The organism is Candidatus Villigracilis proximus, assembly GCF_016717045.1.
GTDB lineage: Bacteria > Chloroflexota > Anaerolineae > Anaerolineales > Villigracilaceae > Villigracilis > Villigracilis proximus.
The window spans coordinates 22,191-36,519 of sequence record NZ_JADJUO010000005.1 but is presented as its reverse complement, the minus strand read 5'-3'; the positions used below and the strand labels follow the sequence as shown (position 1 = coordinate 36,519).

Genomic DNA, 14,329 nt, shown 5'->3' with positions numbered 1-14,329 from the left:
AACAGAAATAAATCCTGATCCACCTATGGATTTGTAAATGGCGCAACAACGATCTCGCCAGACTCAACGCCTGCCCGGATGGAGTCGAATTCACTTGAAACAGAAGCAGGTACGAGGTCGGCAGAAAGAGGCGCGATGCCGATGCCGCCGGATTTGTAATCGAGTTGGATCGGTCCGCTTTGCAGTTTGTCCTGAGTCAACATTTCGATCAACATGAATACTGCTTGATTCATATTCTTGGTGCGACTGGTGACCACAACTTCGTGAGCGAGATACCGTTGATCGCTTCCGGTCGTAACGATGAACCTGCCTGCTGTTTCTGTGGCATCGATCGCGCCGAGAGGACCCGCCCGCCGCGCATAATCAGATCCACGCCATCGGCATAAAGCTGCGCGGCGATCGCATTGGCTTCATCGGGTTTCGAGAAGCCGCTGAAATCATCTTTACCCGCAACATATTTGACAACGATCTCCGCATCGGGCTTGACGTATTTCACGCCCTGCTCGAACCCGAATTGAATGCGGCGAATGACCAGTACATCGGCACCGCCCAGATAAGCGACCTTGTTGTTTTCGCTCAACAACGCGGCCAGTGCGCCCGCCAGAAAATCGCCTTCGAGTTCGCTGAATGTGACCGAGGTGACATTTGCGCCTTCGGCGCCGCATCATCGATCACACGAATTTGATCCGGTGATGGCCGCGGAATTTTCCGAACCGAGACCGATCACCAGTTGATACCCTTCCTGCGCGGCCTTGCGGACGTTTTCGCTTTGCGTATCCTGTTGATAATCGAAAGTTTTCACCTCCACGCCGAGGTCTTGCATGGCTTTCTGCAAACCTTCATTGGCGCTGTCATTGAAGGCCTTGTCACCAAGTCCACCGCGCGCAAGCATGAGCGCAACCTTTGGCTTTGCGCCGCCGCAACCCGCAACAAGGGCCGCAAGCAAAAGAGGTAAAAAGAAAAATGGTTTCCTATTCTTCATCAATAAAAATTCCTCACAATTTATATTATCTAGTTGACGCGCAATTCTTCAGCACCGACAAATTTATCATCCCAATAAAATCTTGCACCTTCGCAATAATCAACCGGCCCGCCCCATTCTGAAAAATCAAATCCAGGCAGGCAGCCAACGATGCCCAATTCAACGATTCCGCCGTGATTAATGACCAGCGCGGAACGGCCTTCGGAAATAAAATTCATCATGCTGGCGTAAAATTTCGCCAGCTTTTGGGCATATTTTGCAGCCGCGCCGCCGCGTTTGACACCGCTGAGCATATTGTTGAAAGGACTGCGGCCAGGGCGCTTCCTTCTCCACGGCATGACCGTAGGTGTTCAGCAATTCAGTCTGCTCATCCACGGCAAAGCCCATTGCAATGGCTGTCTCAAATGCACGCGGCAGCGTGGATGTGACCACACGGTCAAACGGACCAAGGTTCTGCCCGACCAAACGGGCAAGGTCAACGCCTATTGGTTCAGGTGTACCCCCATTGGAGCGGATGGAGTGTCGGCGGATTTCGAGGATTTTCATGGGTGGTATGGAAAGCAGGTAAACAGGTAGCCGTCTGTTTACCTGTCTAATCAATCTCCTTTAATCAAACTCGGTAAAATCGCATAGAACTCGGTCGCCTTGACCATATCTTCCAGCGAAACAGAATCACGAACGGTGTGTGCGGTTTCTTCATCACCGGGGCCAAAGCCGATCGATGGGATACCAGCCTTGCCGGCCCAGTAGATACCATTGGTAGAGAAATTCCATTTGCTGCTTGCAGCTTCCGGCAAACCGATCTCTGTGCGTGCTTCCTGACCAGCTTTCACGAGCGGATGCTCCGCTTCCAAAGCCCAGGCCGGGAAGTATTTATCCACGGGGAAGACGAAACCGGTGTAGGAAGGTTCATCGTAGAAGAGTTCCTCCAACTTAACTGAATCTTTAAATTCAGCGGGGATCAGATCTTCAACCTGTTTCTTGACCATTTCCTTGGTTTCGCCAAAGGTCATACGGCGGTCAATGAAGATGATAGCTTCATCGGGCACAGCATTGATGGACGGGGTCTTGACGTGCATATCTGAAACTGTGATCTTGCCGTGACCTAAAAAATTCATGGTCACCGAGTTTGGGTTCAAGATCGCGGATGCCTGCGATCACGGGAAGTAATTTATAAATCGCATTGTCTCCCAGATGATTGCTCGCTGCATGAGCTGACTTACCTTTGGCGGTTACCTTCATTTCTAAACGACCTTTGTGTCCGCGATAGGTAAGCATCTTGGTCGGCTCACCGATCACCGCGAAATCAGGTTTGATCTTTGGGTCCACTTCCACAAACGTATTCGGCGCAATACCGTCGCACCATTCTTCCATGTTGCCGAAATAATAAGCCGTCCAGCCTTCAAGCAGGCCCAGATCCTTTGCCATGGCCAGGCCATAGATCATGCCGGGTGTGGAGCCTTTCTCATCACAGGCGCCGCGGGCGTATAAAATCCCATCTTCGATCTTGCCTTTGAAGGGATCCCATTCCCATTCGTGCGGATCACCAATGCCAACTGTATCAATATGTGAATCATAGACGATCACACGCTTTCCATTGCCGATCCGTCCGATGGTATTACCCATTTTGTCAAAACGGACTTCGTCGAAACCCAGTTTCTTCATTTCGGCTTGAATACGTTCGCCGACAGGACCAATTTTAGAATCCATGCTGGGGATTTCACAAATCTCCAGCATAAATTGAATAATATCCTCACGGGATGATTGAACACGCTTTTGAATTTCCTTAATTGACATCAATTGAACTCCTTGTTATTAAAATTTATTCTCTATCGTACAAGCCTAAAGGTCTCCTCTGCTTTCATAAAGGTCTGATAACAAAAGCCTGGGTTTACTGCTAGCCCACCCGCCGCATGATGTGGAAATGGAAATAACCGGGGATGAAGTAACTTAACGAATAATCTACAACTTTATTATTCTCATCGAAAAGCTGTGAGTAGAAATGAAGCAGCACATCACCGCGTTGGATTTCCAGCGCTTTGGCAACCTCGGCGGTGGCGCCGATGGCACTGACATTCGCGCGGGAAGATGTCAAAGAATCGCCGCGACCCAGCAAAAAGTCCAGAACGGAACCGTGGAAATTATCCGGCATATCTTTTGAGTGGAGAATGTTCTCGGGTAAAACATCCACAAGATAGGCAACAGGACGACTATCCGCGCGCACCACACGCCGCACACGGGTCAGCGGTGTACCAACAGAAACACTTAAAGCAGTTGAGAACTCGTCATCAGAAACAATCGACTCAATATTAAGATCGCTGACTGAAACTTCAAGCCCCAAACGTTTTGCCATCGTCTCAAGGCTTTCAAGAACTTCAAGCCCGCTATCCAGCGCCTGTACTTTGCCAACTACGAAAGTACCCGAACCCTGCCTGCGGCGGATCAATCCCTGCGTTTCAAAAGAACGCATGGCCTCGCGCAAGGTGGCACGTGATACGCCCAATTGTTTTGCAAGATCAGGCTCGGAAGGCAAGCGTTGACCCGCAGGCGTACGCGCGATCAGCGCAGCCAGATCGGCTTGCAAACGTTGAAACGGAAAATTAGCCATGGGAACCTCAATCTTCCAAAACAGGAATGAAATCAAATTTTGTCACATCCACCAGACCCAGATCCGAAATGCGCAACTCGGGGATCACCACCAGCGCCAGCAAACTCAATTGCATATTCGGGTTATTCAATTCACAACCACAAGCCTTGAAACCTTCAAGCACTGTTCCAGCTTTCTTCGCCACAACATCTGCGCGTTCATTAGACATTAAGCCCGCGATCGGCAGATCCACAAGACCGATCACTTCACCATTCATCACCACGATCTGACCGCCGCCACACTTCGCCAGTTCATTTGCGGCAATCGCCATATTCTCATCATCCGTACCCACCACGATCATATGATGGCTGTCATGCGCCACAGTTGAACCGATTGCGCATTTTCTTGTAAACTCAAAACCGTTCACCAGTCCAACAGTCACTTTGCCGGTTGCAAGGTGACGTTCCACCAGCGCGATCTTTGCAAGGTCATGTTTTAGATCAGATTTGACTTCTCCGTTTTCAGCTTTGACCTTCATCCGCAGATGACGTGTGGGCGCCTGATTCTCGATGACACCGATCACATGCGCATCAACCTCCGACCCGTCAACTGCTCTCGTCCGAAGGATAAAATCCTGCGCTTTGAGCGCTTTCTTCAAGTGGACAGATTTCGTCACCCAACTCGGATATTTCACTGAGGGAAGATCAACCAGCAATTCGCCATTTTCAGCGATGACCTGTCCCTTCGCAATGACCATCTCTGCTTTGAATTTCATCAGGTCACTGACCAGCACAATATCAGCCCAACGTCCGGGTGCGATCATGCCCATCTCTTTGCTCAGGCCGAAATGCTCGGCTGAGTTAATCGTCATCATTTGAATCGCCGTCATCGGATTCAGACCTTCGCTGATCGCATGACGCAGCACGCGATCCATGTGACCTTCTTGAGTCAGAGTTTCTGCGTGAGAATCATCGGTGCAAAGAATAAAGCGGCGTGGATCAATTTTTCGCTCAGTAATGGCTTTCACTTGCGCAGCCACATCAAACCACGATGAGCCATAGCGCAGCATGGGTTTCATGCCCTGACGTACTCTCGCAATCGCATCATCCACGCGCGTGCCTTCGTGGTCATCTTCTGCGCCGCCCGCCACATATCCGTGGAAAGGCAGACCGAGATCGGGCGAAGCGTAATGTCCGCCGATGGTTTTGCCGGCCGCATGTGTCGCAGACATTTCATCCAGCATTTTCTTATCGCTCATGAAAACGCCGGGGAAGTTCATCATTTCGCCGAGGCCAATGATGCCCTTCCATTTCATGGCTTCGGTCACTTCTTTGGGACCAATCGAAGAGCCGGGAGTTTCCAGCCCCGGCGCGGATGGAACACATGAGGGCATCTGCACCCAAACATGGATGGGTTGCTTCTGGGCTTCATCCACCATCAACTTCACGCCTTTGAGACCAAAGACATTCGCGATCTCATGCGGATCAATGAACATGCCGGTCGTGCCGCGCACGGCCACCGCCCGCACAAACTCGGTGACGGTCACCATGCCCGATTCAACGTGCATGTGCGCATCGAGCAAACCCGGCACAAGGAAACGTCCTTTGGCTTCGATGACCTGTGTCTTTTTACCAATAGTATGGCTGGCATCCGAACCGACAAAGGCGATATGGCCGTTCACAACAGCAATATCAGTATTGGGGATAATTTCACCAGATTGCACACTGACCCATTTACCGCCGCGGATCACAAGGTCGGCAGGCGCGCGTCCCATGGCTACATCAACAAGGGAACGGGTAAGCTTCGTGGAAGATGTCATAAATTTCTCCGTTAGGGCATCGTTTTTACGACGGCAACCATGAGCAGCCACATCCGAATTACAAATGTGGGCGCAAGCAAAACCCATGCCCATGTTTCGTTATCATCTTTGGTTGCCACCGCAGAACCGATATGAAAGATCGGCAAAAGCAGTGAAAACCCTGCAAAAGGTGAAATCCCATTCAACACATACGTAAATGGGAGAATAAGCACAGCGCTCAGAAGTACAAGTCCCCATTGACGATTCATCACCCCGATCACCCCGAACAACAACGCGATCACATACAAGGGCCAATTAAATATAAAAAAAGAAACAAGAGGGATTGCAAGAAATTCATTCATAGTTGATCATCCATTTAACAATCGTTTTGCGGCTTTATTATGTTTTTCGATCAAACGACCTTCATCTACAGTCGCCAGTTGACCTTCCTTCACAATGAACTTCCCGTTCACAACGGTGTAATCCACATTCATGGATTGTCCAAAGACAATCGCAGCGACGGGATCGTGCATCCCTGTGTAACCCAGTTTATTCAAGTTGACTGCAAAGAAGTCGGCGCACTTGCCAACTTCCAAACTTCCAATATCCCTGCGTCCGAGCACTGCCGCTCCCCACGCGTGCCGAGGTGCAGGGCTTCGCGCGCGGTCATCAATTTTCGATTCGGGTCGTTTGATAGTGAATACCCCGTCATCCCTTCATGGACGCGTGACAAAAGCATTGCCTGCCGCACTTCCGCCAGCAGATGCGAGCCATCGTTGGATGCAGAACCATCCACGCCCAAACCGACATTCACACCAGCGGCGCGATATTTTTTAATAGGCGCAATACCTGAAGCCAGCCGCATATTTGAAGTGGGACAATGCGCCACACCGCAATCGTGTTTGGCAAAGACTTGAATTTCCTCATCGTTGACCCAAACCGCGTGCGCGAACCACACGTCACTGCCGACCCAATCCACAGACTGCATGTATCCCACAGGACGATGACCAAACATCTGCATACAGAATTTTTCTTCGTCTTCAGTTTCTGCCAGATGCGTATGCAAATGCACGCCATATTCACGTGCCAGTTTTGCAGATTGTTTCATCAAATCTGATGTCACGCTGAAAGGTGAACATGGTGCGAGTACGATCTGAGTCATCGCGCCGGGTTTTGCATCGTGATATTTTTCGATCAGACGCTGTGAATCTTTGAGGATGTTTTCTTCGGTGTCCACCACTGAATCGGGGGGGAGTCCGCCTTTTGATTCGCCGAGACTCATTGAGCCGCGCGATGCTTGCAGGCGTACCCCGATCTCGGAAGCCGCAGCAATTTCATCGTCCAGTTTTGAACCGTTCGGAAACAGGTAGAGATGATCCGATGCGGTGGTACATCCCGAAAGGGCCAGTTCTGCCAATGCGGTCTGAGTCGAAATAAAAATATCATCAGGCGTGAGGCGCGCCCAAATGGGATATAACGTTTTAAGCCAGTTGAAAAGATTTGCGTCCTGCGCAGCAGGCACAGCGCGTGTGAGTGTTTGATAAAAATGATGATGGGTATTGACCAGGCCGGGCAAGATGATATGTCCGTTCAGGTCAAAGACTTCATCTGCGGTTTGAGGAAGATCACGGGTCAACCCGACCCGTTCAATGATCCCGTTTCGAATAAAGAGACCACCCTCGGGAATTTCCCGTTGATGGTCATCCATGGTTACGATGTATGCGTTTTTTATGAGAAGGGTTGTCATTTTGCTTTAGCCTTTAGGGTTAGCCGAGTTGTCTGACAACTTCTAGTGTAGCAAAAAAGGAGAAGGATGTCAACGCATATTATCGCGGAACGTGAGCAGCATGATGTAGGCTCGTAAGGGATTATTACGGTAAATATCAGCGGTGAATTCATCGTGCAGGAATTGGCTGTATCCGGGCTCATTCTTAATGGCGGGATTATCCAGATTCTGAAATGCCATTTCCCAGGCGTGGAATTGCCGCGCCTGTATCTGTTCAGTGGAGATGGTGGAAACACCCATGTGACGTGGGTCTGTTTTGATTTTTCGTACAACGCGTTCACAACATCTTCGGGGCCTTCGAGCACCTGCATAAAGTTTCCGCCTTTGTAAAGCAGAAGTCCGGTGACATCGCTGACGCTGTTGTTCTCGCGGCTAACTTTTAAAATATCCATCAATTCATCATCACTTAAGAGGCGAACGGATGTACTTACATAAATAATAGAGATCATAATTTTTTTTCCTTTGAGAAATTATAACCGCTGTTAAAAAGCGAATAACAATTTTGAACTACGGAGGCGGCGTATTGGTCACATGGACTGAAGCCGATTTCATTCAGGCCGTCCGCACAGGCGTCATCCCCAGCGGGCATCAACTCGACCCGGCTCAGATGCCTTGGGAACATTACAAAAACTTCTCCGATGATGAGTTGAAAGCCATCTGGGCCTATTTACCCAGCACGGCTTCAACCGTTCCATAATATAAGATTAAGACCCCGTTTTGCAACGGGGTCTTTTGTTTGCGCCAGCGCAAAGACCAAATCACAACATTTGGGTATAAACATCTCATCACCAAGTGTTGGAGAGAAGCATGAAAAAATTATTCATCCTGCCCGCTGGAATTCTACTATTTACCCTGTTTGTATTTTTGGGTTATCTATCTTTTGGCTCACACAAATTTAACGGCGAGGTTTTACAACAACCGATGAAAGCCGCGCCAATTGTATTACGCGCAAACACAGGCCCCATTCGTCTGGAAGATTATCGCGGCAAACTCGTCCTGCTTTATTTTGGGTACACATCCTGCCCGGATGTTTGTCCACTTTCGCTTGCCAATCTCAAGATGGCGCTCAATGAATTAACTCCTGAAGAAGCCGCGCAGATACAGGTTATTTTCGTCTCTGTTGATTCAGCACGCGACACCCCCGAATCACTGGGCAACTATGTCAAGCTATTTCGCAATGAATTCATCGGCGCCACTGGCACACGCGAAGAGATCGACCTGATGACCTCCGCCTTTGGCGCAAAATATAAAGTCAACCCGCCTGACACAAACGGCAATTATTCAGTAGACCATACATCGTTCACAATTCTGATCGACCGCAATGGCTATTACATCCTGAAATTTCCGCATGGAACCCCGCCGCTGGAAATGAGCGAAGACCTGCGCTATCTGATCAAAAACGAAATACCGGTCAGCGCGCAAATTTTGGCCGGCCCTACTTACACCCCCGTAGTTTGCGCCGTCACCCTCGTCCCGCAGTATGTTCAAGTCGGCGAGTGGATGTATCAGCACCATTGCGCTCAATGTCACGGCGCAGAGTTGGCAGGCAACCCCGCCTGGCAAACCCCACTGGAAGACGGCTCGCATCTCCCGCCGCCCCTCGATCAAACCGGCAGCGCCTGGCAATATTCCGAACCAGACCTGCTCAACCTCATCAAGGAAGGCCGCAATCTCGACCAGCCGATCCACATGCCGGCTTTCAAATCCGCGCTTGCAGATTGGGAGATTCAATTCATCATGACTTACATGAAAAGCAAATGGGATGTCAACCAATTAAATTATCAACACGGATTCATGACTCTCACCCCGCAGGCAACACCCACATCCCAATCAACGCCTCTTCCCCCACCGACGCCTGCCACACCGTCCCCATAGTTTCTCTCCCTTCAGCTATTTTCTTCCAAACACAAATCCCGGGATCAGCATGGGGACCTTACGTTTGTATTCGGCATAGGCTTCGCCGAAATCGCGCAGGAGTTTACGTTCTTCAAAAACTGTGCCGATCAAAATATACAGAGTCGCACCGATATAGACCGTGAGCGAATTCTGTGTCATCGTGGATGTGAGCCAGATAAACAGCAGACTAAACGTATATAACGGATGACGTACCACGTGATACAGCCCGCGAGTGACGAGGTCGCCTGATTTCTCCTTTTCAAATAATTGACGCAAGCCGATAAAGGAAAGCGAATCTGTTTGCAGGAATGCAATTGTTAAAAATATGATCGCGAGCAATTGCCCGCCATACATGGCTAAATTCCACGGGGAGGGAACTTCATAAACTTTTTGATCGGGCAGCGTTCTCATCAAATACAAAATAGGAAGGAAACTGATTCCGGCAAAACCATTATAGGCAAGTCGGTAATAGTCTGCGCTGCCAAGCTTTAGGGAGATCATATCCTTGGCAAAATGGGAAGCAAGGATGGAATGTACAACGCCCCAAACGGCGAGTGCAAATAGAAGAATAATTATGCTCATGTGATTATTTGTCCTTTAATGAATAGTGACGACCCGAGGTCGTCACTATTTTACGTGTGGAGCAAAACTTACTCTGCGCCGAAAGCAGGCAGTTCAATGGTCTCAGCGCCGGATTGCACGAGGTAATACGGCTTCCAGGCGACACCAAAGATGTTGACATAAATATCGGTCTTCTTGGGCTTAATCGCCACTTCGCTGATCTCGTTGACCAGACTGCCCCAGCGATCATTGATCTCAGCCGCAACTTCTTCACGTTGACGTTCAAGGACGGCAAGATCCTTTTTATATTGCGCGATGGATTCTTCTGATTCGCGCACATCTTCCTTGGCGTTTTGCGCCATACGGAATTTGGAAACAGATGTGGAGAGGCTTTTCTTGCGGCCAAATCCCAGCATACCAGCCACTGCTTCTGCGCCGCTGAGACCTGTCTCAATATTGCGATTTTGCAGGTCGGCCTGATCTTGTTGCAACTCACGCTCTTCGCGGAAGAGTTTATCTTCAATGGATTTGATCTTTTTCTCGATCGCGGCGGTCTTCTTTTCGACTTCCGCATCACGCGCATCGCTGGCAGCGTTGGCACATTCTTTCATAAACTCAGCCTGCGTAATATCGGGTCCGCCAAAGATTTTTAGTTTAAGATTGGCGCGCGCAGTTACTTCAGAGTTGCGAAAGATCCAGTCAGTGAAATCTTTTTGCAGGGCGGTCATTAATTTCGTGTCATTTAATGGTGCATCAATCGTTCCGAAACGCGCAGAGGCACCGGGCATGGTTTCCACTTTATCGAGCGAGGGCCCTGCATAGGGAAACTCGTCCCAGCGGACAATGCCGCGGCGATCCAGTGAGTCAACAAGGGCGGATTTGACGATCTCTGAGTCCACGCCATATTTGCGGTCTAGCAATCTCACTTGCGCAGAAGCAAGCAGTGACGGGCGGTAGATCACACCCTGGATCATGGCCTGCGAGGGCATGGAGCGCTGCACAGATTGGAAGGCTTCGGGCAGGCTGTAGTTCTGCGGGAGGAAGTATTCGCGAATGCCGGCCGGAATGGTGGGTTTGGTCATGCTGCCATCGGATTGACGATTGACGGTTGACGACTGACGATTGGTTACAGGTTGAGGAGTGGAAGATTGAGCGGCAAGGTTTTGAACCTCGCGAAAAGTTGCAGGTTGAGAGGCAGATGGGATCGTGACGGGCTGCAGGGCATCCACAGAAGGCTGGGGCTTGGGTACTGCTCTCGAAGCGAAAGCAGGCACGGGCGCAGTGTGAGGCGCTGCCACAGCGTTCACCAACTGATTGAGAGCAGGAATCTGAGCTCGGGTCATCGGACCGGCTAGAAAATTCATCGTCCAACGGGTTTGCATTAAGACAGGCATTTTCTCGTGGACGTTATGCATAACGAAGACACGTTTTCCGAGGGATGAAATTAGTTTGTCCATTGCGGCGCGGGGGATGCCGCCGGAGGCGCTTTCGAGGCCGTCGAGCAGACGATTCTTATCGCGCTCGGTTTGGAGTTTGCCGATGAACCATGTGCCGGTATTGGAGAGGGCTTTGTAATCCATGTCTACTGGATTTTGGGTGGCGAGTAAAAGACCCAAGCCAAAGGCACGCGCCTGTTTTAACATGCGCAGTAATGGGCCCTTTGAAGGCGGAACAGCTGTTGGGGGAAGATAGCCATAAATTTCGTCCATGTAGAGCAGGGCGCGCAGTGAGGTTGAGCCTGTTTGGGTGCGCATCCATGTTTCTACGGCGGAGAGTAAAAGTGTGACGAAGAACATGCGCTCGCCATCAGAAAGATGCGCGAGGTAGAAAATGCTGTGACGCGGTTTGCCTTCGGGGGTGAAGAGCATGGCTTTGATATCAAGCGATTCGCCTTCGCGCCAGGTTTCAAACGCGGGCGCGGCGAGGATGTTGTTTAAGACCATCGCAAGTTCCATGCGGTCTTTGGGCGGGAAGAAGGTATCTACAGAGAAGGCGCCGAGATTTGCAAAGGGCGGGGTTTGAGTTTGAAGAATTAATTCTGTAAGGTCGAGATCGTTGCCTTCGCTCCAATGGAATTCAAAAATGTTGGAAAGCAGGATGTGCTCACGCGAGCGGATCGGGTCGAGATCGTTCATGCCGACCAGACCAAGCAAGGCGGTGACGGTGCTGGAGATGCGTTCACGCAGGACCTCGCGGTTGGATTCCCAATCGAGATCAGGTGCGGCCAGTGAAGAAAGTACACTGACGGGAATGCCTGAATCGGAGCCGGGAGTATAGATGGCAAATTGTGCGGCGTTCTGCAAGGCGAGCAAACGTTCTTCACCAATGCCCCACTCTTTTAATCCGTTGCCCCAGGCTGTGGAGGCTTCGTCTGCGATCTGTTCCATTGATTTGCCGGTGCGGCGTTCCATTTCGGGATCGATCCACGGTTGGAAATCCTGCGGAAGGAGATTGGGGAAATGCAAAAGCAGGTTGGTTAGATCGCCTTTGGGATCGATAATAATGGCAGGCACATTCTGCAATGCAGCTTCTTCAAGCAAAGCAACGCACAAACCTGTTTTCCCTGAGCCGGTCATACCGGTGACGACGGCATGAGTGGTTAAGTCGGCGGGGTCGTATTCAACGGGGGTGTTTGTAGGTTTCGCGGTTTTTGCATCCACTAAACGACCGAGGTAAAAATTTGAGTCTGCCATGAAATATCTCCTGAGGTTAAGACTGTGGAAGTCTTTTAGCGCTTATGGATTGATAAGACTCCGGAAATGTTTCCGAAGTCTGTTTTTAGAACGTGCGTGCTAGACGGGTTTAATTTAATCTATTTTAGCCGAAATGGCAATGATTAAGAATATAAAAATTCTGCGAGAAATTTCTCGCAGAATTTTTATTAGTCATCATTGTTGTTGTCACTATCACCGTTGTCATTGTCTCCGCCGCCTGAACCGCTATTATCATCATTCCCGCCACTGCCAGAGCTATCGTCATCGTTGTCAGCATTATTGTCATTGCTATCGCCGCTGTCATTGCTGTCGCCGTTATCATTACTGCTGCTATCGACATCGTCATTGCTATCGCTATTGTCATTACTATTACTATCGCCGCTGTCATTGCTATCGCTATTGTCATTACTGTTACTATCGCCGCTATCATTGCTATCGCCATTGTCATTGCTGTCGCCGTTGTCATTTCCATCATTATTTACATTATCGTCATTATTCGTATTATTGTTCGTATCATTGCTGTCATTATCCACATTGTCATTGACTTCAACATCATTGCTGTCGTTATCATTAAAATTCTCGTTGCCGCTGGAATTATTATTGTCATTGTGTCCTACTTCAACCGGCGATTCCCCGGTTGGGACAATGCTTCCCGCGGGCAGCAATGCAATGGATTCAACCTCTACAAATCTTTGCGCGTTGGTATGACCGGTGACAAGAACCGCCATGCCATTCAATAATGGATCCACAGGCAGGATCGAAGTATCCAGGATCACGATCGGGACGCCTGAGACATATTTGACGCCATTCACTTCCATATAAATACCTGTGAATTGGATTGTCTCGTGCAGGCCTTCCACAAGCAATTCATTCACTTCATGCAAGCGTTCATTCTCAAATGCATGTTCAAGGTTTTCGCGGTATTCAGGGTTAAACGTAAAGAAAAGGCGCAAATTTTCCCAAGTTAACTTTATGGGATATAGATTCTCACCCGGCAAAGCGGAGGAAGAAGCGCTCACCAGCCCCGTCCCGCTGGCAAGAAATAACGCGGTTAGAGCAAAAGAAATGGCAAGCCGTTGAAAAACAGGAATCATACGTTTACGCGGAGCGGCTTTTGCTTCACGCATTTCTGAGGCGTGCTGTAATAATTTTGCGCGTCCACGGCGAATGACATCAGGAGAAGGAGTGGAGACAAATTCACTTCGCATCCGCGCCTGAATGGACGCCTTCAAGATCGGGCGTAATTCACCGGCAAGATCAGGATAACGCGCGAGGACAGTTTCAAGGTCCGCACCGTTTTCGAGTTCCTGCAGGCATATTTCCAATACATCATATAAGTTATTCATAATCCACCTCACCAACCTCACGCTGCAAAGCAGCCAGCGCGCGGAACTGGAGAGCCTTGACCGCATTAACATTCTTATTCATAAAAGCTGCGGTCTCTTCCAAGGAATAGCCCTGCCCAAAACGCAGGGCAAGCACATGTTGTTGTTCGGGAGTTAATTGAGCATACGCGTCGTTCACGAGTCGATTTTGTTCACGTTGATCCACTTCAGCGGCAATGCTGGGGCCGCGATCGGGCATGGATTCGGGAATTTCTTCTTCCGGGCGCCGATATTTTCGACGCAGGTGATCTGTTACGGCGTGGGATGCAGTGCCGATCAACCAGCCTTTTAAGTTCGTTTGGGGAGAACGTCCACTCTGGACAGATTCAAGCAGACGGACAAAAACATCACTGGCGATATCCTCAGCAAGTGTCGGATCGCCAATTCGATAGAGTACATAGCGATATATCTCGGAAAAATACTGGTCATAGACTGCGCCAATGACTTGCGGATCAAGATCACGCAAGCCATACAGAACAGAACTATCGTTGTTGGTGGGAAACATTAGGAAGGGATGCCCCGGTTGAAAGCGATTTGAAAAAATTTTATCTTTCATCGGAGTATACCACTCTGACCAAAGCGGCTTACGATCTGATCAGAGTGGTATTGTTGGCAGTTTA

At 49.7% G+C, this 14,329-nt stretch carries 14 protein-coding genes and 3 pseudogenes; 2 read left to right on the top strand and 15 right to left on the bottom strand.

Annotation, left to right across the window (positions count from 1 at the left end; all coding sequences use genetic code 11):
• Window positions 1-23 precede the first annotated feature (23 nt).
• The 11 genes and pseudogenes from IPL71_RS06530 to IPL71_RS06480 all read right to left on the bottom strand — a co-directional run bounded on the left by IPL71_RS06530 (window position 24) and on the right by IPL71_RS06480 (window position 7,545).
• Window positions 24-233 carry a hypothetical protein gene (locus tag IPL71_RS06530; protein WP_345320015.1) on the bottom strand — a complete coding sequence of 70 codons (210 nt, stop codon included), beginning with the start codon at window positions 231-233 and terminating at the stop codon, window positions 24-26.
• Window positions 230-892 (bottom strand): annotated as a pseudogene (locus IPL71_RS06525) (BMP family lipoprotein). The gene IPL71_RS06530 and the pseudogene IPL71_RS06525 overlap by 4 nt, the downstream one beginning before the upstream one ends.
• Window positions 893-1,011: 119 nt before the next feature.
• On the bottom strand, window positions 1,012-1,203 hold the full coding sequence (locus tag IPL71_RS06520; RefSeq protein WP_345320013.1) for a hypothetical protein: 192 nt from the start codon (window positions 1,201-1,203) through the stop codon (window positions 1,012-1,014).
• On the bottom strand, window positions 1,160-1,528 hold the full coding sequence (locus IPL71_RS06515; RefSeq protein WP_345320011.1) for a hypothetical protein: 369 nt from the start codon (window positions 1,526-1,528) through the stop codon (window positions 1,160-1,162). Before IPL71_RS06515 ends, IPL71_RS06520 begins: the two co-directional genes overlap by 44 nt.
• 50 nt (window positions 1,529-1,578) lie before the next feature.
• On the bottom strand, window positions 1,579-2,061 hold the full coding sequence (locus IPL71_RS06510) for a hypothetical protein (RefSeq protein WP_345320009.1): 483 nt from the start codon (window positions 2,059-2,061) through the stop codon (window positions 1,579-1,581).
• On the bottom strand, window positions 2,021-2,779 hold the full coding sequence (locus tag IPL71_RS06505) for a M20/M25/M40 family metallo-hydrolase (protein WP_345320007.1): 759 nt from the start codon (window positions 2,777-2,779) through the stop codon (window positions 2,021-2,023). Before IPL71_RS06505 ends, IPL71_RS06510 begins: the two co-directional genes overlap by 41 nt.
• A gap of 100 nt (window positions 2,780-2,879) precedes the next feature.
• Complete coding sequence (locus tag IPL71_RS06500) at window positions 2,880-3,590, bottom strand: GntR family transcriptional regulator (RefSeq protein WP_345320005.1); 711 nt, start codon at window positions 3,588-3,590, stop codon at window positions 2,880-2,882.
• A 7-nt stretch (window positions 3,591-3,597) separates the two neighbouring features.
• Window positions 3,598-5,388, bottom strand: coding sequence for an adenine deaminase (gene ade, locus IPL71_RS06495; RefSeq protein WP_345320003.1), 1,791 nt, complete (start codon window positions 5,386-5,388; stop codon window positions 3,598-3,600).
• A gap of 11 nt (window positions 5,389-5,399) precedes the next feature.
• Complete coding sequence (locus IPL71_RS06490) at window positions 5,400-5,729, bottom strand: hypothetical protein (RefSeq protein WP_345320001.1); 330 nt, start codon at window positions 5,727-5,729, stop codon at window positions 5,400-5,402.
• 6 nt (window positions 5,730-5,735) lie between these two features.
• Window positions 5,736-7,114, bottom strand: a pseudogene (locus IPL71_RS06485) (8-oxoguanine deaminase).
• 69 nt (window positions 7,115-7,183) lie between these two features.
• Window positions 7,184-7,545 (bottom strand): annotated as a pseudogene (locus IPL71_RS06480) (BLUF domain-containing protein).
• A gap of 110 nt (window positions 7,546-7,655) precedes the next feature.
• On the opposite strand from IPL71_RS06480, the gene IPL71_RS06475 reads away from it, so the two are divergent.
• On the top strand, window positions 7,656-7,850 hold the full coding sequence (locus IPL71_RS06475) for a hypothetical protein (protein ID WP_345319999.1): 195 nt from the start codon (window positions 7,656-7,658) through the stop codon (window positions 7,848-7,850).
• Window positions 7,851-7,960: 110 nt separating this feature from the next.
• On the top strand, window positions 7,961-9,028 hold the full coding sequence (locus IPL71_RS06470) for an SCO family protein (protein WP_345319998.1): 1,068 nt from the start codon (window positions 7,961-7,963) through the stop codon (window positions 9,026-9,028).
• A 15-nt stretch (window positions 9,029-9,043) separates the two neighbouring features.
• Here the strand turns inward: IPL71_RS06470 and IPL71_RS06465 are convergent, their stop codons facing one another.
• The 4 genes from IPL71_RS06465 to IPL71_RS06450 form a co-directional block, all read right to left on the bottom strand.
• Window positions 9,044-9,631 (bottom strand): methyltransferase family protein, encoded by a 588-nt coding sequence (locus tag IPL71_RS06465; protein ID WP_345319996.1) that lies wholly within the window; start codon window positions 9,629-9,631, stop codon window positions 9,044-9,046.
• Window positions 9,632-9,699: 68 nt separating this feature from the next.
• Complete coding sequence (locus IPL71_RS06460) at window positions 9,700-12,303, bottom strand: ATP-binding protein (RefSeq protein ID WP_345319994.1); 2,604 nt, start codon at window positions 12,301-12,303, stop codon at window positions 9,700-9,702.
• Window positions 12,304-12,491: 188 nt separating this feature from the next.
• Entirely contained in the window at window positions 12,492-13,670 is a 1,179-nt protein-coding gene (locus IPL71_RS06455; protein ID WP_345319992.1) for a DUF5667 domain-containing protein, read from the bottom strand.
• Window positions 13,663-14,265 (bottom strand): RNA polymerase sigma factor, encoded by a 603-nt coding sequence (locus IPL71_RS06450; RefSeq protein WP_345319991.1) that lies wholly within the window; start codon window positions 14,263-14,265, stop codon window positions 13,663-13,665. Before IPL71_RS06450 ends, IPL71_RS06455 begins: the two co-directional genes overlap by 8 nt.
• Between the last annotated feature and the right edge of the window lie 64 nt (window positions 14,266-14,329).

Excerpts from the sequence above, each read along its gene's own strand:
- IPL71_RS06530 (WP_345320015.1), bottom strand. The coding sequence starts at position 233 with ATGAATCAAGCAGTATTCATGTTGATCGAAATGTTGACTCAGGACAAA.
- IPL71_RS06470 (WP_345319998.1), top strand. The coding sequence starts at position 7,961 with ATGAAAAAATTATTCATCCTGCCCGCTGGAATTCTACTATTTACCCTG.
- IPL71_RS06450 (WP_345319991.1), bottom strand. The coding sequence starts at position 14,265 with ATGAAAGATAAAATTTTTTCAAATCGCTTTCAACCGGGGCATCCCTTC.
- IPL71_RS06455 (WP_345319992.1), bottom strand. The coding sequence starts at position 13,670 with ATGAATAACTTATATGATGTATTGGAAATATGCCTGCAGGAACTCGAA.
- IPL71_RS06460 (WP_345319994.1), bottom strand. The coding sequence starts at position 12,303 with ATGGCAGACTCAAATTTTTACCTCGGTCGTTTAGTGGATGCAAAAACC.
- IPL71_RS06515 (WP_345320011.1), bottom strand. The coding sequence starts at position 1,528 with ATGAAAATCCTCGAAATCCGCCGACACTCCATCCGCTCCAATGGGGGT.
- IPL71_RS06465 (WP_345319996.1), bottom strand. The coding sequence starts at position 9,631 with ATGAGCATAATTATTCTTCTATTTGCACTCGCCGTTTGGGGCGTTGTA.
- IPL71_RS06520 (WP_345320013.1), bottom strand. The coding sequence starts at position 1,203 with ATGATGAATTTTATTTCCGAAGGCCGTTCCGCGCTGGTCATTAATCAC.
- IPL71_RS06510 (WP_345320009.1), bottom strand. The coding sequence starts at position 2,061 with ATGCACGTCAAGACCCCGTCCATCAATGCTGTGCCCGATGAAGCTATC.
- IPL71_RS06490 (WP_345320001.1), bottom strand. The coding sequence starts at position 5,729 with ATGAATGAATTTCTTGCAATCCCTCTTGTTTCTTTTTTTATATTTAAT.
- IPL71_RS06505 (WP_345320007.1), bottom strand. The coding sequence starts at position 2,779 with ATGTCAATTAAGGAAATTCAAAAGCGTGTTCAATCATCCCGTGAGGAT.
- ade (WP_345320003.1), bottom strand. The coding sequence starts at position 5,388 with ATGACATCTTCCACGAAGCTTACCCGTTCCCTTGTTGATGTAGCCATG.
- IPL71_RS06500 (WP_345320005.1), bottom strand. The coding sequence starts at position 3,590 with ATGGCTAATTTTCCGTTTCAACGTTTGCAAGCCGATCTGGCTGCGCTG.